The organism is Nocardia sp. NPDC056611 (assembly GCF_042792755.1).
Classification (GTDB): Bacteria; Actinomycetota; Actinomycetes; order Mycobacteriales; family Mycobacteriaceae; genus Nocardia.
In genome coordinates this window covers 128,014-148,605 of record NZ_JBHTVV010000004.1, presented here as the reverse complement: position 1 = coordinate 148,605, position 20,592 = coordinate 128,014, and the positions used below count along the sequence as shown (strand labels likewise).

The 20,592-nt window shown below is 68.6% G+C and carries 19 protein-coding genes; 14 read left to right on the top strand and 5 right to left on the bottom strand.

The window, feature by feature from the left end:
• Positions 1 to 13: 13 nt before the first annotated feature.
• Positions 14 to 490 (bottom strand): winged helix-turn-helix transcriptional regulator, encoded by a 477-nt coding sequence (locus tag ACFRAQ_RS22110; RefSeq protein WP_379102499.1) that lies wholly within the window; start codon positions 488 to 490, stop codon positions 14 to 16.
• Positions 491 to 612: 122 nt separating this feature from the next.
• On the opposite strand from ACFRAQ_RS22110, the gene ACFRAQ_RS22105 reads away from it, so the two are divergent.
• The gene (locus ACFRAQ_RS22105; RefSeq protein WP_379102497.1) at positions 613 to 1,104 is read left to right on the top strand and encodes an SRPBCC domain-containing protein; all 492 of its coding nucleotides are present in this window, start codon (positions 613 to 615) and stop codon (positions 1,102 to 1,104) included.
• A 22-nt stretch (positions 1,105 to 1,126) separates the two neighbouring features.
• Here the strand turns inward: ACFRAQ_RS22105 and ACFRAQ_RS22100 are convergent, their stop codons facing one another.
• Entirely contained in the window at positions 1,127 to 2,020 is an 894-nt protein-coding gene (locus tag ACFRAQ_RS22100; RefSeq protein WP_379102495.1) for an LLM class flavin-dependent oxidoreductase, read from the bottom strand.
• 134 nt (positions 2,021 to 2,154) lie between these two features.
• Here ACFRAQ_RS22100 and ACFRAQ_RS22095 point away from each other — a divergent pair, with 134 nt between their 5' ends.
• The 8 genes from ACFRAQ_RS22095 (at position 2,155) to ACFRAQ_RS22060 (ending at position 10,801) form a co-directional block, all read left to right on the top strand.
• Positions 2,155 to 2,793: an endonuclease gene (locus tag ACFRAQ_RS22095; protein WP_379102492.1), complete on the top strand. Its 639-nt coding sequence runs from the start codon at positions 2,155 to 2,157 to the stop codon at positions 2,791 to 2,793.
• 77 nt (positions 2,794 to 2,870) lie between these two features.
• On the top strand, positions 2,871 to 3,941 hold the full coding sequence (locus ACFRAQ_RS22090; protein WP_379102490.1) for a DUF1707 domain-containing protein: 1,071 nt from the start codon (positions 2,871 to 2,873) through the stop codon (positions 3,939 to 3,941).
• A gap of 8 nt (positions 3,942 to 3,949) precedes the next feature.
• Positions 3,950 to 4,723: a DUF1707 domain-containing protein gene (locus ACFRAQ_RS22085; RefSeq protein WP_379102488.1), complete on the top strand. Its 774-nt coding sequence runs from the start codon at positions 3,950 to 3,952 to the stop codon at positions 4,721 to 4,723.
• Positions 4,724 to 4,998: 275 nt separating this feature from the next.
• On the top strand, positions 4,999 to 6,837 hold the full coding sequence (dnaK, locus tag ACFRAQ_RS22080) for a molecular chaperone DnaK (RefSeq protein ID WP_379102486.1): 1,839 nt from the start codon (positions 4,999 to 5,001) through the stop codon (positions 6,835 to 6,837).
• Between the two features lie 20 nt (positions 6,838 to 6,857).
• Complete coding sequence (gene grpE, locus ACFRAQ_RS22075) at positions 6,858 to 7,442, top strand: nucleotide exchange factor GrpE (protein WP_379103688.1); 585 nt, start codon at positions 6,858 to 6,860, stop codon at positions 7,440 to 7,442.
• Positions 7,443 to 7,523: 81 nt separating this feature from the next.
• Positions 7,524 to 8,708, top strand: a complete 1,185-nt coding sequence (dnaJ, locus tag ACFRAQ_RS22070) for a molecular chaperone DnaJ (RefSeq protein ID WP_379102484.1) — start codon at positions 7,524 to 7,526, stop codon at positions 8,706 to 8,708.
• Complete coding sequence (locus ACFRAQ_RS22065; protein WP_379102480.1) at positions 8,708 to 9,103, top strand: heat shock protein transcriptional repressor HspR; 396 nt, start codon at positions 8,708 to 8,710, stop codon at positions 9,101 to 9,103. The genes dnaJ and ACFRAQ_RS22065 overlap by 1 nt, the downstream gene beginning before the upstream one ends.
• 528 nt (positions 9,104 to 9,631) lie before the next feature.
• The gene (locus tag ACFRAQ_RS22060; protein ID WP_379102478.1) at positions 9,632 to 10,801 is read left to right on the top strand and encodes a globin domain-containing protein; all 1,170 of its coding nucleotides are present in this window, start codon (positions 9,632 to 9,634) and stop codon (positions 10,799 to 10,801) included.
• A gap of 69 nt (positions 10,802 to 10,870) precedes the next feature.
• Here ACFRAQ_RS22060 and ACFRAQ_RS22055 read toward each other — a convergent pair whose 3' ends face one another.
• The 3 genes from ACFRAQ_RS22055 to ACFRAQ_RS22045 all read right to left on the bottom strand — a co-directional run bounded on the left by ACFRAQ_RS22055 (position 10,871) and on the right by ACFRAQ_RS22045 (position 14,046).
• A complete protein-coding gene (locus ACFRAQ_RS22055; protein ID WP_379102476.1) occupies positions 10,871 to 11,620 on the bottom strand; it encodes an FAD-binding oxidoreductase in 750 nt (249 codons plus the stop codon).
• 153 nt (positions 11,621 to 11,773) lie between these two features.
• A complete protein-coding gene (locus tag ACFRAQ_RS22050) occupies positions 11,774 to 12,934 on the bottom strand; it encodes a globin domain-containing protein (protein WP_357094304.1) in 1,161 nt (386 codons plus the stop codon).
• Between the two features lie 134 nt (positions 12,935 to 13,068).
• A complete protein-coding gene (locus ACFRAQ_RS22045; RefSeq protein WP_379102474.1) occupies positions 13,069 to 14,046 on the bottom strand; it encodes an NADP-dependent oxidoreductase in 978 nt (325 codons plus the stop codon).
• 192 nt (positions 14,047 to 14,238) lie between these two features.
• Between ACFRAQ_RS22045 and clpB the strand changes: the two genes are divergently transcribed.
• From clpB to pyrE, 5 genes are all read left to right on the top strand, one after another.
• Positions 14,239 to 16,794 carry an ATP-dependent chaperone ClpB gene (gene clpB / locus ACFRAQ_RS22040; protein ID WP_379102472.1) on the top strand — a complete coding sequence of 852 codons (2,556 nt, stop codon included), beginning with the start codon at positions 14,239 to 14,241 and terminating at the stop codon, positions 16,792 to 16,794.
• Between the two features lie 156 nt (positions 16,795 to 16,950).
• On the top strand, positions 16,951 to 17,823 hold the full coding sequence (locus tag ACFRAQ_RS22035) for a DUF5666 domain-containing protein (RefSeq protein WP_379102470.1): 873 nt from the start codon (positions 16,951 to 16,953) through the stop codon (positions 17,821 to 17,823).
• 59 nt (positions 17,824 to 17,882) lie between these two features.
• Positions 17,883 to 18,998 carry a hypothetical protein gene (locus ACFRAQ_RS22030; RefSeq protein ID WP_379102468.1) on the top strand — a complete coding sequence of 372 codons (1,116 nt, stop codon included), beginning with the start codon at positions 17,883 to 17,885 and terminating at the stop codon, positions 18,996 to 18,998.
• 146 nt (positions 18,999 to 19,144) lie between these two features.
• On the top strand, positions 19,145 to 19,960 hold the full coding sequence (locus ACFRAQ_RS22025; protein WP_379102466.1) for an SDR family NAD(P)-dependent oxidoreductase: 816 nt from the start codon (positions 19,145 to 19,147) through the stop codon (positions 19,958 to 19,960).
• A gap of 8 nt (positions 19,961 to 19,968) precedes the next feature.
• Positions 19,969 to 20,514, top strand: a complete 546-nt coding sequence (gene pyrE, locus ACFRAQ_RS22020; RefSeq protein ID WP_357284893.1) for an orotate phosphoribosyltransferase — start codon at positions 19,969 to 19,971, stop codon at positions 20,512 to 20,514.
• Positions 20,515 to 20,592: the final 78 nt, after the last annotated feature.

The following is a 20,592-nucleotide window of genomic DNA, read 5'->3' as shown; positions in this document are numbered from 1 at the left end:
GGATGAGGCTCGGTCAGGAGAGCGACGCCGAGGTCCCGTACTTCATTTCGTACGCCCACGGCGCGAGTTCCGCGGTCACGTCCGACAGCTCGGGGGTGGCGTCGCAGTCCGAACATTCCAGGCGCAGGGCGACTTTCCCGCCGCATCCGGTGTGCCGGTAGGTGACCGGCGGCCCGTCCGGCGCGGCCCAGCGGTCGCCCCATTCGGTGAGCGCCAGGATGACCGGTTTCAGGTCGAGTCCCTTGTCGGTGAGCAGGTATTCCGGATGGCCGCCGTTGGTGCGCTGCTCGAAGATCCCGGCCTCGACGAATTCGGCGAGCCGCTTGGTCAGGATGTTCGGCGCGATGCCGAGCGCGCGCTGGAACTCGGTGAACCGGGTCATGCCCGCGAACATGGCATTGCGCACGATCAGCAGGCTCCAGCGCTCGCCGACCAGTTCCAGCGTGCGCGCCGCCGAGCAGACCTCCCCGTCGTACATGCGTCCCAACATGACTCCAGGGTGACTTATCCGCTTGTGTGATGCAAGCAACAACGCTATCGTCATGAAAGTAAGTTCTCGCGAGACAGTCCCCATCAACCCGCTGACCCCTGAGAGAAGAGTCGGGACCTGCCATGACTGATCAGAACTTCACCACCTCCATCACCGTCGACCGCACCCCCGCCGAGGTCTTCGCGGCCGTCCTGAACGCCCGCGGCTGGTGGTCGCCCGGTATCAAGGGCGGCACCGAGCGGGCGGGTGACCGTTTCGTCTTCGAGGCTCCCGGTGTGCACCGCAGCGAGATCGAATTGACCGAGGTGGTGCCGGACGAGCGCGTGGTCTGGCTGGTGAAGGACAATTTCATGTCCTTCATCGAGGACCAGACCGAATGGGTGAACACCGAGATGCGCTTCGATATCGCCGCGACCGACGGCGGCACCGAACTCACCTTCACCCACGTCGGCCTGGTGCCGGACTACGAGTGCTACGACGCGTGCTCCCCGGCCTGGACCTTCTACATCACCGAGAGCCTGCGCGACCTGGTCACCACCGGCGTCGGCCAGCCCAGCGAGTTCCCGGGCCAGGTCGAGGCCGAGGCCGCCGCCGCGGCGGCCGCGCAGAACTGAATCGGAACCGGGCGGGGTCAAATCAGAACTCCGCCAAAAGCTTTCGCGCGAGAGGCACCACCTGTCGCGCGAAACGCTGCACCTGGTCGACGTCGAACCCGGGCGGCCAGTAGATGAAGGTGTCGAATCCGCCCGTGTGCGCGAGGTTCGCGATGATGCTCGCCCATTCTTCGGGCGATCCGTGAATCGGGTCGGTGCCCTGCGGATTCGGGTGCAGCGCGCGGTCGCTGACCACTCCGGGCAGTGCGGCCAGCCGGGCGATGGAGCGGGGGTCACGGTCGTGCGCGCGGGCGGCGGCGTCGATGCGGGTATTGGCCGCGGCCCACTGCTCCCACGGCAGCCAATTCGGCAGTGGCGCAACCCATCCGTCGGCGGTCGCCCCGATCAGGTCGAGGGCGTGCGGGCCCATGGCTCCCAGCCAGATCCCGATCCGATGCCTGGGCGCGGGCCCGCCCTCGATCCCCTGCACCGTGTATTCGGTGCCGACCACCGACACCGGCTGTCCGGGCCGCCATTCGGCCCGGATGATGGCGATGCCCTCGGCGATGGCCATGAGCGCGGCCCGGCCTTTGCGGGCGGGGCCGCCCATGGCCACCACGCCGCTCTCGAAAGCGCCCGCCCCCAAACCCAATTCGAAGCGTCCGCCGCTGAGGATGTCGAAGGTGGCGGCCTGTTTGGCGAGCATGGCGGGTGTCCGCAGCGGCAGGTTCGCGACCCCGGGATAGAGGCTGACCCGACCGGTCGCGGCGAGACAGGCCCCGATGACCGCGAAGGCGTCGCCGAACTGCGCGTTGTACGGGTGGTCCTGGATGCCGACCAGATCGAGTCCCTCGGCGTCGGCGGCGAGGGCCATGTCGATGACGTCCGGCAGCGCGGACGCGACGGGCGGGATCGAAATACCGAACCGGGCCTGCATAGAACCTCCTCTACCAGGGGAAATCCATACTTCTGATCTTCGTGGGCCACCGAGCGCAACCCCGGCATTTCGGACCTCGACACGCATCTCGGGCGTGTCCGTGGGTATGCCGGGGAAGAGAGGAGGCGATGCCGATGACCGCGCAGGACACCGTGCGCACCCTGCTGGCCCGGGCCGGGACCGGTTATGCCGCCGAGGCCGGAATCCGGCTGGCCGACAAGCCCGCGCCGCTCTACCAACTCCTGATGCTGGCCCAGCTGCTCAGTACCCGGATCTCGGCCCGCATCGCGGTGGCCGCCGCCCGCGAACTCCGCGAGTCCGGCTACACCACCCCCCACCACGTCGCCGTGGCAGAGTGGTCCGATCTGGTCGCCGCGCTGGGCCGGGCGCATTACGTCCGCTACGACGAATCCACCGCCACCCGCCTGATCGCCAATGCCGCCGAGCTGATCGAGCGGTGGCACGGCGATATGCGCGGGCTCGCAATCGAATCCGGGCACGACCCCGCCGCCCTGGCCGAGCTGCTCCAGGGTTTCCGGGGCATCGGCCCGGTCGGCGCGGACATCTACCTGCGCGAGGTGCAGGACACCTGGACCTGGCTGCGCCCCTATTTCGACGAGCGGGCCCGTCGCGGCGCGCGTGACCTGGGCCTGCCCACCGATCCGTCCGCCCTCGCCGCCCTGGCTCCGGCCGGCCGCGACGCCGAACTGGCCGCGGCCCTGGTGCGCGTCACACTGGACCACGGCCTGAAGGACGACCTCCACATCGGATGAGCCACCCGACTCGGGCGTAGATGATTCGGGCGTGGATAAGGCGCGCGACCGGACCGGAATCCGTCTACGATCCCCGCGTGAGCTCGAAAACGTCCGGATCGGCCGGGGATTCGCCCGCGGCCGGGCGGATGCGGGCGCGGGACATCGACCGCGTCAACGCGCGGACGCTGCTCGACGCCGCCTACGCGGAGGGTGAGCTCGGGGCCGACGAATATCACCAGCGGTCCGATCAGGCCCAGTCCGCGCAGACCCTCGGCGAATTGCAGCGGCTCATCGCCGATCTGCAGCCGAGCACCAAGACCGCCGACCTGACCCGTGCGCGCAAGTGGTCGCGGCGGCCCGCCTCGGGCGGATACCCGCCGCGGACGCGGGCCCGCGACGCCGATCGGCAGGCCACCTACGTCCTGCTCGACGCCGCGCTCGCGGACGGCCAGCTGACCACCGCCGACCACCGCACCCTCACCGAACTGGCCGGTGAGGCCCGGACCCTCGGCGATCTGTCCCAGCTCACCGACGATCTGCAGCGGCACGCCGACGCCGCCCCCGACCCGGTCCCGCCGAAGTCGCGGCGCGAGAACTGGTTCGCCGCCGGCGTCGCGGCGATGAGCATCGCGGTGGCGGTGGGCACCTTCATGGCCGTGGCCCGCCCGGCCACCCCGCCCGCCGGGCCGCCCGCGGTGGACCTCGGCATCATCCAGCCGCTGGTGCTGCCCCGGCCGAAACTCACCGAGGCCGAGGGCATCTCCTACTTCCGTGACGTCTACCGGGCGAAGTTCGGCGACACCGTGCTCGACGAGGTGGACTTCTACCCCGGCTACGCGGTGTTCACGCGCGCGCCGCAGGCCAATCGGAAGGTGCACTACAACTACTTCGGCGGTTTCGACCAGACCGACCAACCCCAGACCCGGGACCCGAAGACCCCGACCGTGGACCTGGCGGCCTTGAACGTGCAGGCCGTCGCGGCGCTGGCGGCTCAGGCTCCCGCCCTCACCAAGGTCGATCAGGGCGTGGTCAACTACATCGATATCCAGGGCAGCGGCACCGGGCCGGTGGTCCGGATCTACGTCGGCAACCAGGCCAAGGAGACCGGCTACGTCGAGGCCGCCCTCGACGGCCGGGTCACGCGCACCGTGGCGTTCGGGGGATAGGCGAGACCATGGCTGACGCACGTTCCCGGGGAGTCCGGGCCCGCGACACCGATCGCGTGGACGCCTGCACCCTGCTCGATTCGGCGCGCGACGCGGGCGAGCTCACCGAGGCCGAACACGCGCACCGGACCGCGAAAGCCATGGCGGCCAAGACTTTCGGCGATCTGGACGCGGTACTCGACGATCTGCAGATCCCGGCCAATCTGGTGAATTCGCCGGTGGTGCGGGCGAATCGGCGCGGCCCGTCCACCCGCTGGAAGGTGGCGGCCGCGATCGTGGTGGCGGCCGCTCTGCTGGGCGCGTTCGCGGGCTGCGTGGCCCGGGTCGCCACGCCGAAGCCGGATCTGCCGGATCCGACCACGGGTCAGGGCCTGGCCAGTTTCGTCGAGGCCTACAAGGACCACTTCGGCGATACCAAGGCCGACGAGGTCACCCTGTTCCCCACCTACGCGGTCATCGAGCGGCGTCCGGCGGATCCGAACGCGCCGCGGGACGACTACTACCGCTACGACGGCAGTTTCCGCAGCACCGGCGACATTCCGCGGTCGCCGGGCACCGACATCATCGACCTGTCGGTCCTGGATCTGAAGAAGATCGCGGGCCTGCTCGCGGGCGCGCCGAAGTCGGCGGGCGTGCCGAACGGCCGGATCAGTCACATCATCATCGGGCGCGGGAAGGACGGCGGGCCGATGGTGACCGTGTACGCCGTGGACGGCGCCAAGTCCGGCTACATCAAGGTCACCGCCACCGGTGAGCCGATCATGCTCAACTGGCCCTCCTGATCGGTCACGATCCGGATCCATACGTGGTTCCGACCGGCCGGTATGGACACAATGGCAGAGCCCGCGCCTCGACCGCGGGCGTCGGGCCGCGCCCGCCCCCGAAGAAATTTTCTGTGACTCGTGGAATAGATGACGCGCGCCGCCCGTTGGGACAGGTCAGCAAGGTTGAGCGAGTTGGACTCAAGTTAAAGTTGCGCACCGCCGCCGGCGGAGGCAGGATTGAGCCGACCACGCTCAGTGTCACTGAGATGTAGTGCCAACTAGGAGGAATCACCATGGCTCGTGCGGTCGGTATCGACCTCGGGACCACGAACTCTGTCATCGCCGTTCTCGAAGGCGGCGAGCCGGTCGTCGTGGCCAACTCGGAAGGATCGCGGACCACCCCCTCGGTCGTCGCGTTCGCCAAGAACGGTGAGGTGCTCGTCGGGCAGCCCGCCAAGAACCAGGCCGTCACCAATGTCGACCGCACCATTCGGTCCGTCAAGCGCCACATGGGCGAGGACTGGTCGGTCGAGATCGATGGCAAGAAGTACACCCCGCAGGAAATCTCCGCGCGCACGCTGATGAAGCTGAAGCGCGACGCCGAGGCGTACCTCGGTGAGGAGATCACCGACGCGGTCATCACCGTCCCCGCCTACTTCGAGGACGCGCAGCGCCAGGCCACCAAGGAGGCCGGGCAGATCGCGGGCCTGAACGTCCTGCGCATCGTCAACGAGCCCACCGCGGCCGCGCTGGCGTACGGCCTCGACAAGGGCGACAAGGAACAGACCATCCTGGTCTTCGACCTCGGCGGCGGCACCTTCGACGTGTCCCTGCTCGAGATCGGCGAGGGCGTCGTCGAGGTCCGCGCGACCTCCGGTGACAACCACCTCGGTGGCGACGACTGGGACGAGCGCATCGTCGGCTGGCTGGTCGACAAGTTCAAGGGCACCTCGGGCATCGACCTGACCAAGGACAAGATGGCCATGCAGCGCCTGCGCGAGGCTGCCGAGAAGGCCAAGATCGAGCTGTCGTCCTCGCAGTCGACCTCGATCAACCTGCCCTACATCACCGTGGACGCGGACAAGAACCCGCTGTTCCTCGACGAGCAGCTGACCCGCGCCGAGTTCCAGAAGATCACCTCCGATCTGCTGGACCGCACCCGCAAGCCGTTCCAGTCGGTCATCAAGGACGCCGGTATCTCCGTCGGCGACATCGATCACGTTGTGCTCGTTGGTGGTTCGACCCGTATGCCCGCCGTGTCCGACCTGGTCAAGGAACTGACCGGCGGCAAGGAGCCCAACAAGGGTGTGAACCCGGACGAGGTCGTCGCCATCGGCGCCGCCCTGCAGGCCGGTGTGCTCAAGGGTGAGGTCAAGGACGTCCTGCTGCTCGATGTCACCCCGCTGTCGCTGGGCATCGAGACCAAGGGCGGCGTGATGACCAAGCTCATCGAGCGCAACACCACGATCCCGACCAAGCGCTCGGAGACCTTCACCACGGCCGACGACAACCAGCCGTCGGTGCAGATCCAGGTCTTCCAGGGTGAGCGTGAGATCGCCTCGCACAACAAGCTGCTCGGATCGTTCGAGCTGACCGGCATCCCGCCGGCCCCGCGCGGCGTGCCGCAGATCGAGGTCACCTTCGACATCGACGCCAACGGCATCGTTCACGTGACGGCCAAGGACAAGGGCACCGGCAAGGAGAACACGATCAAGATCCAGGACGGCTCCGGCCTGTCCAAGGAGGAGATCGACCGGATGGTGAAGGACGCCGAGGCGCACGCCGCCGAGGACAAGGCGCGTCGCGAGGAGGCGGAGACCCGCAACCAGGCCGAGTCGCTGGTGCACCAGACCGAGAAGTTCATCAAGGACAACGAGGACAAGGTCCCGGCCGACGTCAAGACCAAGGTCGAGGCGGCCATCGCCGAAGCCAACGACGCGCTGAAGGGCACCGACATCGGGGTCATCAAGACCGCGGTGGAGAAGCTCGCCACCGAGTCGCAGGCGCTGGGCCAGGCCATCTACGAGGCCTCGGCCGCCGACCAGGCCGCGCAGGGCAACGGCGCGGGCGCGCCCGAGTCCGATGACACCGTCGTCGACGCCGAGGTGGTCGAGGAGCCGGAGAAGAAGTGACGAACCAGAACCCGGACAACATGGTCGATCCGGCCACGGGTGAGGTCTTCGAGGCCGCGGCGGACACCGCCGCGGCCGCGGGGGCCGAGGGGACTCCCGAGGTCAGCGAGGACGTCCTCGCCGACGCGATCACGGCCGAACTGGCCGAGCGCACCTCCGATCTGCAGCGCCTGACCGCGGAATACGCCAACTACCGCCGCCGGGTCGAGCGGGACCGCAAGGTCACCATCGACACCGCCAAGGCCGCGGTGGTCAGCGAACTGCTGCCGGTGCTCGACGATCTGGACCGCGCTCGCGCGCACGGTGACCTGGACAACGGCCCGCTCAAGTCGGTCGCCGACAAGCTGGTCACCGCCCTGCAGAAGCAGGGCCTCGAGGAATTCGGTTCGGAGGGTGAGCCTTTCGACCCGACCCTGCACGAGGCCGTGCAGCACGAGGGCAGCGGTGCGGACCCCGTGCTGGGCATGGTGATGCGCAAGGGCTACCGCTTCGGCGATCGCGTGCTGCGGCACGCGCTGGTCGGCGTCACCGACGGTGTGGCGGATCTGTCTGCGGCGCAGCCGGATTCGCAGAACGCTGGCACCGATGCCGCTGGCACTGATTAACAGCAATCGGACGCACCCCGCGTCCTCGACATCACCGACGCCTCCGGCGTCACCGACAACACAGAAAGGAGGAGATGCCCGGTGAATCGAGAGTGGCTCGAGAAGGACTTCTACAAGGATCTGGGTGTTTCCTCCGGCGCCAGCCAGGACGAGATCAAGAAGGCCTACCGCAAGCTGGCCCGAGACCTGCACCCGGACAAGAACCCCGGGGACAGCAAGGCCGAGGAGCGGTTCAAGGCCGTCAGCGAGGCGAACGCCGTGCTGTCGGATCCGGAGAAGCGCAAGGAGTACGACGAGGCCCGCAAGCTGTTCGCGGGCGGCGGTTTCGGCCGCGGCGGATTCCCGCCCGGGGGCGGCTACGGCCAGCCCGGCGGCGGGTTCTCCGGTGGCGAGTTCAACCTGGGTGACATCTTCGGGGCCGGCGCCGGTGGCGCGGGCGGCGCGGATGGCGGCCTGGGCGACCTGCTGGGCGGACTGTTCAATCGCGGCGGCACGCGGGCGTCCTCGCGTCCCCGGCGCGGTTCGGACGTGGAGACCGAGACGACCCTCGGCTTCCGCGAGGCCGCCCAGGGCGTGACCGTCCCGCTGCGCATGACCAGCCCGGCCGCCTGCACCACCTGCCACGGCAGTGGTGCCAAGCCCGGCACCAGTCCGCGGGTCTGCCCGCACTGCAACGGGGCCGGTGTGGTCAGCCGGAACCAGGGCGCGTTCGGCTTCAGCGAGCCGTGCGAGGACTGCCGGGGCACCGGGTCGATCATCGACGACCCGTGTGTCGACTGCCGCGGCTCGGGCATCCAGAACCGGACCCGCACCATCACCGTGCGCATTCCCCCGGGCGTGCGCGACGGGCAGCGGATCCGGCTGGCCGGTCAGGGTGAGGCGGGCCTGCGCGGCGCGCCTCCGGGCGACCTGTACGTCACCGTGCACGTCAGTCAGGACAAGGTCTTCGGCCGCAATGGCGACGATCTGACCCTGGTGCTGCCGGTCTCCTACGCCGAACTGGTGCTGGGCACCACGGTGTCGGTGCCGACGCTGGACGGCCGCGTGGGCGTCAAGGTGCCGCCGGGCACCGCCGACGGCCGTACCCTGCGGGTGCGCGGGCGCGGTGTGCCCAAGCGTGACGGCGGCGCGGGCGACCTGCTGGTCACCGTGAAGGTCGCGGTCCCCCAGAAACTGGACGACGATGCCACCGAGGCGCTGCGGCGCTACGCGGAGGCGGAGAAGACCAGTGGATTCGATCCCCGTGCGGGATGGGCAGGTGCGTAATGAGTTCCGATCCGAAGCAGACCGAGGCCCAGTACTTCCTGATCTCGGTGGCCGCGCAGCTGGCGGGCATGCACGCCCAGACGCTGCGCACCTATGACCGGCTGGGTCTGGTTACGCCGCAACGCACGTCGGGCGGCGGGCGGCGCTACTCGAACCGGGATGTGGAGCTGCTCCGCGAGGTGCAGCGCCTGTCCCAGGACGAGGGCGTGAACCTGGCCGGCATCAAACGGATCATCGAACTCACCAACCAGGTGGACGAGCTGCAACAGCGGGTGAGCGAGCTGGCCGCCGAGGCGGAAAGGCTGCGGGCCGGGTACCGGCCCGCGCACCTGACCCCTCAGCCCAGCACCGCTCTCGTGGTGTGGCAGCCCCGAAACCGGCGTAAGCCGCAGTAGGGCAAGACAAGCCGGAAGGCGGTGTCCCGAGTGGGCGCCGCCTTTCTGCTGTCCGGATACCGCTTGTCGACGTTCGCCCGGTTGCGATTGTTGCGGCCGATGTGCTGCGTTGCGACAGAGAACTGTGTGATTGGCGAAGTCCGGTGGGGCTGTTTATAACAAACGGACCGGTAGGTTATTAATTGCTGCCGATCGTGAGTTTTGTCCGTATGCTGCAGGGGAATTCATGGCCTGACGTAGTTGCGGCGGGATCGCTGTTTTCCTGAGTCTTGCAAAACGGATCAGCCATAATCGACGACTGAAAACCCGTGTCGCACGGTGTTTTCCAGTTGATCAGTCGGTTTTCGGCTCGGAAGGCCCGCAACGTTCACGTTTTCGAGGAATAAAGCGCCTGTTATTGAAACGTCCCGTTCCGTTGCTGGCTAACCTCGCTTACACTTGCTTGGCAACGGCTGCTGTCGAGTGTCCCGCAGCACTTCACTCGCCGGTCACGCCTGCGTTCGATTGCGAAATGGGGTTGTGACACAAATGGATTCGCGGACCGTCGCATTGATAAGAACAACGTTCAAGGCGGTTGCTGCGGAAGAAGGTGGCCCCGAGAAACTCGCGCGGTCGTTCTACGCCATCCTCTTCACGGAGTATCCCCACGTGCGGGACTTCTTCCCCGCCGCCCTGGACGCCCAGCGCGACCGGCTGGTGAAGGCCATCGCCTACGTGGTGGACCGGCTGGAGGAACCCGACCGGCTGCTGCCCTTCCTGGCGCAGCTCGGCCGCGACCACCGCAAGTACGGCGTGGTGGCCGATCACTATGCGGCCGTGGGGAAATCGCTCAAGAGCGCGCTCGAGGCCTACGCGGGCACCGAGATCTGGACCGACGAGGTCGGCCGGGCCTGGGACGAGGGCATCGGCATCATCGCCGGCACCATGATCAAGGCCGCCGACGGCGAGACCACCCCGCCGGTGTGGACCGGCACCGTCATCGAGCACCGCGAAGTGCTGCGCAACCTGGCGGTCGTGCGCCTGAAGCTGGACCAGCCCATGCAGTACGCGGCCGGTCAGTACATGAGCGTGCAGATCCCGTCCCGTCCCCGCATGTGGCGCTACCTGTCCCCGGCCATCCCCGCCAACGCCGACGGCGAACTGGAATTCCACATCCGCGGCGTCACCGGCGGCTGGGTCAGCCCGGCCATGGTCGGGCACAGCCGGGTCGGCGAGCAGTGGCTGATCGGATCGCCGCTGGGCGGTCTCGGCGTGCCCCGCAACACCCGCCGCAAGATGCTGATGATCGGCTGCGGCACCGGCATCGCGCCGCTGCGCGCCCAGCTCATGGCCATGACAACGCGCCGATCCAACCCCAAAGTGGACCTGTTCGTCGGCGGCCACTACCCGTGCGACCTCTACGACCTCGAGGTGCTCAGCCAATTGGCCTGCGCCAACAAGTGGCTCTCCGTGCACCCGGTCACCGAGTCCACCGAGAACCCGTGGTGGCACTTCGACAATTCCGAGGAGACCCGCGAATACCCGGGCCTGCAGCCGCGGGTGGTCGGTCAGATCGGCAAGATCGTGGCGAGCCACGGCTCCTGGGAGGACCGCGACGTGCAGATCGTGGGAGCCCCGTCCATGGTGCAGACCACCAAGTTCCGGCTCATGGCGGCCGGCACCTCCACCGAGAACATCCGCCACGACCCGCTGTTCTGACCCGCTTCTCCGGGACTTCGGCGGGCGGCGAAGCGCCGTGACCGTTTGCCGTATCCGCGCCGGCAACTGTCAAAAGCCCTCGTAGCGAATGGATTCGGCCGGCGCGCCGATGGCGACGAGCTGGTCGATGGTGTTGCGCACCATGGCCGCGCCGCCGCACACCAGGATCTGGTGGTGGTCCAGCGGGCCGAACCGTTCCGGGATGTCGGCGATGGTGCCCGGCATCATCTCCTCCGGGCGGAAGCCGATGTCGACGCGGCACTGCTCGTACCAGGTGTCGACGAAATCCGGGTCGTACTCGTCCTGCACCACGGGAACCACGGTGAGCCAGGGCATTTCGCCGGTCAACAGGTAGAGCATGTCGGAGGCGTACAGGTCGCGCGGGTAGCGCGCCCCGACGAACAGGTGGGTGCGCGGCGGCTGTTCGCGGCGCGCGAGATCCAGCAGCAGCGCGCGCATCGGCGCCAGCCCGACCCCGTCGGCGATCATGACCACCTCGGTGGCGTCCGGCTCGACCGCCAGCCAGCCGCCGGGCGCGCTGATCCGCCATTCGTCACCGGGATGGGAGTCGGCCACGATGGAACCGCTGCACCACCCGCCCGGCACGGTCCGCACATGGAACTCGAGCTTGCCGTCCAGCGACGGCGGCAGCGCGGAATACATGCGGCGCACCATGTTCGGATGCTGCGGCGTGCGCACCTCCACCGACTGTCCCGCCGCGAACGGCACGAACTCGCCGATCAACCGCACCACCGTGGTGTCCTCACGCAACCGGTGCGCACCGACCACCGTGGCGGTCCACTCGGTCTGCGCGTCCACAGGAATGGCACCGGTCTCATCAGGGCCGATCGTCAAAACAACTCCTGCTCTGTTCCATTTGCCTCCGCTTCGCTTCGGCGGGTTCGCGGCCGGGCGGGTGGGCTGTGAGTGGTTGAAACCGAGCTCGCAGTGGCACAACGAATTTCGTAACTATCACACCGGGTCTGAGCTTATCGCCGACTCGGGGGCTCCCACCGCGAGCAGGGCTCGCTTGGTGTCGGCGATCATGCGGGCCGAACCGGCGATCTGGATCTGCCGATCCGCCCAGGCGCCGAAGCTGGCCACCACCGCACCCAGGTTCCCGATCAGCCGCCGGTGCATGCCGAAGGGGGGATCGGCGGGCGGGTAGGGGTGCCACCAGGGGTTGGTCTCGTTCTCACAGACCGGGATCACCGTGAGCCACGGATTGGACTGCGAGAGCTGCCACATGTTCTCCACGTCGTAGAGGTCACACGGGTAGCGGCCGCCCATGAACAGGTGCACGCGCGGGTTGATGCCGCGCCGTCCCATCTCGATGAGCTGGGCCCGCAGCGGGGCGATGCCGGTGCCCGCGCCGATCATGAGCACGTCCTTGCGGCGGCTCAGGTCGACGTGCAGGCCGCCGAGCGGGGCGGCGATCATCCAGCGGTCGCCGACCTGGGTCTCGTTCACGATGCCGGGGCTGACCCAGCCGGTCCGGACCTTGCGCACGTGGAATTCGATCTCGCCGTACGGGTTGGTGGGGATGGCGGGCGACAGGTAGCGCCACATCTTGGGCCGCTGCGGGATGGCCACCGGCACGTACTGCCCGGCCTGGTAGGGGATCGGGGTGTCGGTCTGCAGGCGCACGATGGCCAGATCGTCCACGACCCGCCGGTGCCCGACCACGGTCGCCTCCCAATAGGGCTGCGACTTATCGGAATTCGCTCCGATGGCCATGGACGCCGAGATCAGGATGGTGATGTCGCGCCAGCCCGCCTCGAGCGGCCGCGACCAGTTCGCAACCCCGTTGTAGCTCCGGAAGGCATGCAGTAGGGCGCGCCCGGCGATGTCGTAGTGCGCCGCCTCCACCCCGTACTTGCGGTGGTCGCGGGCGAGTTGCTCCAGGAAGCGCTGGGCGCGATCCCAGTCCTCCAGGTTGTCGAGGACGAACGAGATGGCCGTGACCAACCGTTTCGCCTGCATGTCCATGGCGGAGGGGAAAAGTTCCCGCAAAGCGGGGATCTCCGCGAAAAGATGACCGTAGAACGCGCTGATCAGCCGTTCCGGCCCGTTGGGGGCCTCGACGACTGTCCGAAAGTTTGCGCGGACCAGCGCTGCCGAACGCGCATCCACGACGTCGAGCTTTCCTTCCTGTCCAACTACCCCGAACCGCCTGCTGCCAGGCGGCCCTCCGCGTCAAGTATCCCTTAAAACGCGGAGGTCGCACGGATATAGCCGGAGGTGGATCGATTTCCGTAACCCGGGGTTCAGATCACCAGCACCGTCTTGCCCCGCGCACCCGACGCGCCGATCATGGCGGGCGCGTCGGCCAGCGGCGGCAGATTGCCGATCGGCACCATCAGATCGCCGGTCGCGACCAGGCGCAGCAGTTCGCTCAATTCGGCCGTGCCACCGCGGGATTCGAGGTTGCCGCCGGTGATGCCACGGGCCTTCAGATCCGCCTCGTCGGCCGATCCGATGGTCGAGTAGGCGTGGCCGCCCGGTTGCACGAGGCTCGCGTTGTCGGCGAACACCGGCGGTGGGCTGACCAGATCGAAGACCGCGTCGATGCCGCCCGGATCGGTGATCCGCACCGAATCGGCGACCGACAGCCGCGCCGCCTCGGCATGGGTGGGCGAGTCGGTGACGGTCGTGCGGCCGTAGTTCACCACCTCGGTCGCGCCGAGCCGGATCATGCGGTCGGTGTCGTCGGGCCGGGCGGTCGCGATGACGTGCGCCCCGGCCATGGCCGCCAGTTGCACCAGGTAGGAGCCGACGCCGCCGGACGCGCCGACGATCAGCACCCGCTGCCCGCGCTGGACCCCGGCCGCGTGCAGCAGGTCCAGGGCGGTGATGCCCGCGGTCGGCAGCGCGGCCGCGCGCACCGCGGTGACCTCGTCGGGGAGCTTGACCAGGGTGCCGCCGTCGGCGGTCACCACGTATTCGGCGAAGGTGCCGTGCCCGAGCGGCGGTGACAGGAACTTGCCGACCACCCGGTCGCCGATGTCGAAGTCGTCGACGCCCGCGCCCACCGCGCTGACGGTGCCCGCGCCGTCGACGCCGGGGATCATCGGAAAGTCGTGGGGGAGTTGGCCGTCCAGGAAGCCGTCGATGATCCGCTGGTCGACGGGGTTCACCCCGGCCGCCTCCAGGTGGATCTGGATCTGTCCCGGCCCGGCCTCCGGAACCGGCATGTCGGCGGGTTCGGGGGTGCCACCGAATTCTCGGACGACGATCGCGCGCATTGCTGCTCCATTCGTTCGGGCGAACCGGGATGGATGAGCTGGTGTGATGCGTCAACGAATGGGGCCATCGTACGCGTAGCGTAAGGACGGGCCCTGCCCGCTGGCGTCGGCGTCGAAAACTGGTCAGACTTGAGCGGAACAGACTCAACTTCTACCGCGTTGTAGACAGCAACGACTAGTAGGAAGGTGACAGTGGACTCGTTCAATCCCACCACCAAGACCCAGGCGGCCCTGACCGCCGCGCAACAGGCGGCCTCGGTCGCCGGTAACCCGGAGATCCGTCCGGCTCACTTGCTGGTGGCGTTGCTGGATCAGACCGACGGCATCGCCGCACCCTTGCTCAAGGCCGTCGCGGTCGATCCGGCCACGGTCCGGCGTGAGGCCCAGGAGATCGTGGAGCGCCTTCCCCGCGCCACGGGGGCCACCACCACACCCAACTTCGGCCGCGAAGCCATCGCCGCGCTCACCTCGGCGCAGCACCTGGCCACCGAGCTCGGCGACGAGTACGTCTCCACCGAGCACCTCGTCTACGGTTTGGCCGCAGGCGATTCCGATGTCCAGCAGCTGCTGCTGAAGTACGGCGCGACCGCGGACGCGCTGCGCGAGGCGTTCACCGCCGTGCGCGGCAACGCCCGCGTCACCTCGCCGGATCCCGAGGGCTCCTACCAGGCGCTGGAGAAGTACTCCACCGACCTGACCGCCGCCGCCCGCGAGGGCAAGCTGGACCCGGTCATCGGGCGCGACACCGAGATTCGCCGCGTCGTGCAGGTGCTGAGCCGCCGCACCAAGAACAACCCGGTGCTGATCGGCGAGCCCGGCGTCGGCAAGACCGCCATCGTCGAGGGCCTGGCCCAGCGCATCGTCGCGGGCGACGTCCCCGAATCGCTGCGCGGCAAGAAACTGGTGTCGCTGGACCTCGGCGCGATGGTCGCGGGCGCGAAGTACCGCGGTGAGTTCGAGGAGCGGCTGAAGGCCGTGCTCGAGGAGATCAAATCCTCGGCGGGGCAGATCATCACGTTCATCGACGAGCTGCACACCATCGTGGGCGCGGGCGCGACCGGCGAATCCGCCATGGACGCCGGCAACATGATCAAGCCCATGCTGGCCCGTGGCGAACTGCGTCTGGTCGGCGCCACCACCCTCGACGAGTACCGCCAGCACATCGAGAAGGACCCGGCCCTGGAGCGCCGGTTCCAGCAGGTGCTGGTCGGCGAGCCGTCGGTGGAGGACACCGTCGGCATCCTGCGCGGGCTCAAGGAGCGCTACGAGAATCACCACCACGTGCGGATCACCGACTCCGCGCTGGTGGCGGCGGCGACCCTGTCCGACCGCTACATCACCTCCCGGTTCCTGCCGGACAAGGCGATCGATCTGGTCGACGAGTCGGCCTCGCGACTGCGCATGGAAATCGATTCCCGCCCAGTGGAAATCGACGAGATCGAGCGCGTGGTGCGACGGCTCGAGATCGAGGAAGTGGCCCTGGCCAAGGAGACCGACGACGCGTCCAAGGCGCGCCTGGAGAAGCTGCGCTCCGAACTCGCCGACGACCGCGAGAAGCTCAACCAGTTGATGACCCGCTGGCAGAACGAGAAGCAGGCCATCGACGCGGTGTCGGTGCTGAAGGAGGAGCTGGAGTCGCTCAAGGGCGAGTCCGAACGGGCCGAGCGCGACGGCGACTACAACAAGGCCGCCGAACTCCGATACGGGCGAATCCCCAAGCTGGAGAAGGAACTCGCCGAAGCCGAGGCCAAGGCGAAGACCGCCGCCGACGGTGACGTCATGCTCAAGGAGGAGGTCGGGCCGGACGATATCGCCGAGGTGGTGTCGTCGTGGACCGGTGTCCCCGTGGGTCGCATGATGGAGGGCGAGACCCAGAAGCTGCTGCGCATGGAGGACGAGCTGGGCCGCCGGGTCGTGGGGCAGAAGGAAGCCGTGCAAGCGGTGTCGGATGCCGTGCGCCGGGCGCGGGCCGGGGTCGCCGACCCCAACCGGCCCACCGGTTCCTTCATGTTCGTCGGCCCGACCGGCACCGGTAAGACCGAGCTGGCGAAGGCGTTGGCGGACTTCCTGTTCGACGACGAGCGCGCCATGGTCCGCATCGACATGAGCGAGTACGGCGAGAAGCACTCGGTGGCCCGCCTGGTGGGCGCGCCTCCCGGCTACGTCGGCTACGACCAGGGCGGCCAGCTCACCGAGGCGGTGCGGCGCCGCCCGTACACGGTGGTCCTCTTCGACGAGATCGAGAAGGCCCACCCGGATGTCTTCGACATCCTGCTGCAGGTGCTCGACGAAGGTCGACTCACCGACAGCCAGGGCCGCACCGTCGACTTCCGCAACACCATCCTCATCCTGACCTCGAATCTGGGTGCGGGCGGTGATCGGGACACGGTCATGAACGCGGTGCGCCGCGCCTTCAAGCCGGAGTTCCTGAACCGGCTCGACGACGTGGTCATGTTCCACGCTCTCGATGAGGAACAGCTGGAGCGGATCGTCGACATCCAGCTGAACCAGCTGCAGAAGCGGCTCGCCCAGCGCCGCCTCACCCTGGACGTGTCCGACTCGGCCCGCTTCTGGCTGGCCGTGCGCGGCTACGACCCGGCCTATGGCGCCCGCCCGCTGCGCCGGCTGATCCAGCAGTCCATCGGCGATTCGCTCGCCAAGGAGCTGCTGGCCGGGGAGGTGCAGGACGGCGACACGGTGAAGGTGAACGTCACCCCGGACGGTGACACGCTCATCGTCGGCCGCTGACGTACCGAGATGAATGGCCCCGAGACAAGAGTCTCGGGGCCATTCGCACGAGAATCGGGGTCACAAGGGCCGCGAACAGCCGAAGCGAAGCGAAGGCAAATCAAACACAGCTCGAGTTCGCGGCTGGGTAGCCGTACTCCGCCTACCCTGGAGGCCATGACTGATCCGAGCGATCCGTGGTCGCGGCGGCCGGAACCGGGCTCCGCGGAGGGGCCCGCCGAGCAGGCCGTCCCCGGCGGCCACACCTCGGACAGCGCCGCGGCGTACGGGCCCACCGAGTCCATACCCGCCGGTCCGACCGACTATTTCGGGCAGCAGCCCGGGCCCGAGGCGACCCGGGTGTTCCCGCCCGCCGACGCCGGCTGGGGTGGGTACGACAGCGGCGGCGGCTACGAGCCGACGGCTGTCTACCCGGGGCAACAGGGGTACGCGCCCGCGGGGGCCTACGGCGCTCCGGGCTATCCGCCCGGTGCACCCGGCTATCCGGGTGGTGCGGGCATGCCGCCGCCGGGCGGCTACCAGCCCGCGGGTTTCCCGCAGAATCCGGCGCCGCCCCCGCCGCCGCGCAAGACCACCATGTGGATCGCGCTGGGTCTGGCCGCGATCATCGCGGTCGCCATCGTCGGGGTGATCGTGGGCACGCTGCTGAGCAACAACGACTCGTCCGACAGCGCCGCCGGACCCAGTACCTCCGGTCTCGGCCTGCCCGCCTTCCCGGGCAATACGTCCTCGCTGCCGCTGCCCAGCGGCGTGCCCACGATTCCGGGCCTGGGCGATCTGGACCAGCTCGGCGCGGACATGGGCACCATCGCCTCCAACGACGGCTCGACGCTCACCATCACGGCTCTGTCCGGCAGCACGGTGACCGTGAAGACCGACGACAAGACGCAGGTAATCTCCCTGGGCAGCACCAAAGTCGCGGACCTGCCGGTCGGCGAAGTGGTGATGGTGCAGGGCGACAAGAACTCCGACGGATCCATTCAGGCGAAGTTGATCTTCAGCACGTCCCTGCCGAGCGGGACTCGATGAGCAAGAATGCTGTGGGCGTGCCGGGCATGACGCCCTCACTCTGGATAGGGTAGGCGGCGATGACGGCTATATGGTTCGGGCTGGCGGCGATCGCGCTCGTGGGTGCGATCGTGCTCCTCTATTTCGATCGGCTGCAGCGGCAGCGCACCGGGCATGTGCGACAGGTCTGGGCGAAATCCCAGGGCTATACCTATGTTTCGGTGGAGCCCGCGCTCGCCTCCACCTGGCGGCGCGGCGCGCTCGCCAAACTGGGCTACCTGTCCGCGGTGGATGTGGTGTCGGGTAACCGCAAGGGCGAGAAGTTCGTGCTCTTCGATCTGGAGGACGCCGCCACCCTGGTCGCGGTGCGCCGTCAGATCGGCTCGGACATCGATATCGACCTGCGGCTGAAAACCGCGGCGCCGCCGAAGGATCACGATCTGGAGCTGCTCGGCGCCATCGGCGACCGGGTGGTCTTCGCGACCAATCCCGATGTCGCACGGCACGCGGTGGATCAGCGCATGGTGGCGTTCATCGAGTCGCTGCCCGACGAGGTGCAGCAGCTGTGGTCCGAGGGCAACTGGACGCTCGGCATGCTGCCGGTCGGCGCGGTCGCCAAGGACTGGGAGACCGCCATCGACGCGGTGCTGCGGCTGTCCGGCCTGCTGCACGTGCTGCCGCCGGTCATCAATGCCGAGCGGGGCCGCGACGAACTGCCCGAACCCGGTCGCTCGCAAGCGGTTTCCGGGGACGACGACTACGACGGCCACGACGAGTTCGGCGACTACGGTGACCAGGAGCGCGACCCGCGCGCCCAGCGTCCCGCCCGCGACGACCGCCCCCGCGACGACGCCGGCGACTACGACTCCCCGCTGGTCAGCGATATCGCCGGGGGCGGGGAACCGGACGGCGAGCCCGAAAGCTGGCGTCCCGCACTGAAAGTCGTGCCGGATCCGCGCAATCGCCCGCGCCGCAACTGGCCGCCCGCCCCCGAGGGCGAGCAGGACGGCTACGACGCCGACGGCCCCGACCACGAGGACCGTTGGGACGAGCCGGAATCCGGCGACCGACGCGCCGAATCGGATCCGAACCGCGAGCCCGAGGAGGGCTGGCGCAGGGATCAGGGCCGTAGCGCCCCGCCCGGCGGACCCTTCCATCCGGGCTTCCGCCCCTACCAGGGACCCGCGCCGAGGTGACGCCTCGGCCGTGTCTACGCGCGGCGCGCCGCAGCCACAGGGTGTCTGCGCGAATTCGCCGCGTGTGGGTCGGCCAGGGACCAGAATGAGGGCGCAGTTCAGGTCATCGCCGACCACTCCCCGATCGTGCGAGTGATGGGCCGTCGATGACCGAAAGTTCCCCAGATCAGGTGCGCCTGCCGGGCGCCCGCCGCCCCGTGGCCTTGGTCACCGGGCCGACCTCCGGCATCGGCAAGGCGTATGCCACCAGGCTCGCCGCCCTCGGCTACGACCTGGTGCTGGTGGCGCGGGATGAGGAGCGGCTGGCCGCGCTGGCCCACGACCTGCGGGTGCGGTTCGCCGCACGCGCCGAGACGCTGCCCGCCGATCTGAGCCGGGCCGCGGATCGCGACCGGGTGGCCGCACGCCTGGCCGAGGGCGTCGAATTCCTGGTCAACAATGCCGGATTCGGCATGTCGGGTGAGTTCTGGACGCAGGACGCCGACGCCCTGCAGCACCAACTCGATGTGAACGTCACCGCTGTCGTGCAGCTCACCCGGGCGGCCCTGCCGCCCATGCTGCACGCGGCCAAGGGCACCGTGGTGAATGTGGCCAGCGTCGCGGGTCTGATCTCCGGGCGGGGATCGACCTATTCGGCCTCCAAGGCGTACGTCGTATCCTTTTCTCAGGGGCTGGCCGGCGGGCTGGCCGGAACCGGAGTCCGGGTGCAGGCCTTGTGCCCGGGATTCGTCCGCACCGAATTCCATGAGCGGGCCGGCATCGAGATGGCCTCGCTACCGCGACCCCTGTGGTTGAGCGTGGACGAGGTGGTGGCCGGTTCGCTGCATGATCTGGAGAGAGACCGGGTGATCAGCGTGCCCGGAAGGCAGTACAAAGCGATCGTCGCGATCGCCGGGCTCATCCCACGAACCCTGGTGACCCGCCTGAACCGGGGCCTGTTCAACGCACGCGGAAGGACATAGACACAGCAATGCAGGTAACGACGACCGACCGGGACAGACTCGCGGCTCTGGTACGCGAACTCGCCGTCGTGCACGGGCGGGTGACCCTGTCCTCGGGCAAGGAAGCCGACTACTACGTGGACCTGCGCCGCGCCACCCTGCACCACGAGGCGGCCCCGCTCATCGGCAAGCTGCTGCGCGAGCTCGTGGCGGATTGGGACTTCGACGCGGTGGGCGGGCTCACCATGGGCGCCGACCCGGTGGCGGCCGCGGTCCTGCACGCGCCGGGCCGGCCGATCGACGCCTTCGTGGTGCGCAAGGCCGCCAAGACCCACGGCATGCAGCGCCAGATCGAGGGCCCCGACATCGTGGGCAAGCGGGTGCTGGTGGTCGAGGACACCACCACCACCGGTAACTCCCCGATCACCGCGGTGCGCGCGCTGCGCGAGGCGGGCGCGATCGTGGTCGGCGTGGCCACCGTGGTGGACCGCGAAACCGGCGCGGACGGCATCATCGCCGCCGAAGGTTTGGAATATCGATCGATTCTGGGCCTGAAAGACCTCGCGTTGGGGTAGGACTTATGCCCTGGTGCCAGGGCGTGTCCTTACTGGACGGTTAACAAGACTTGGCTCTGGGCTGAAACCTTGCTCTGG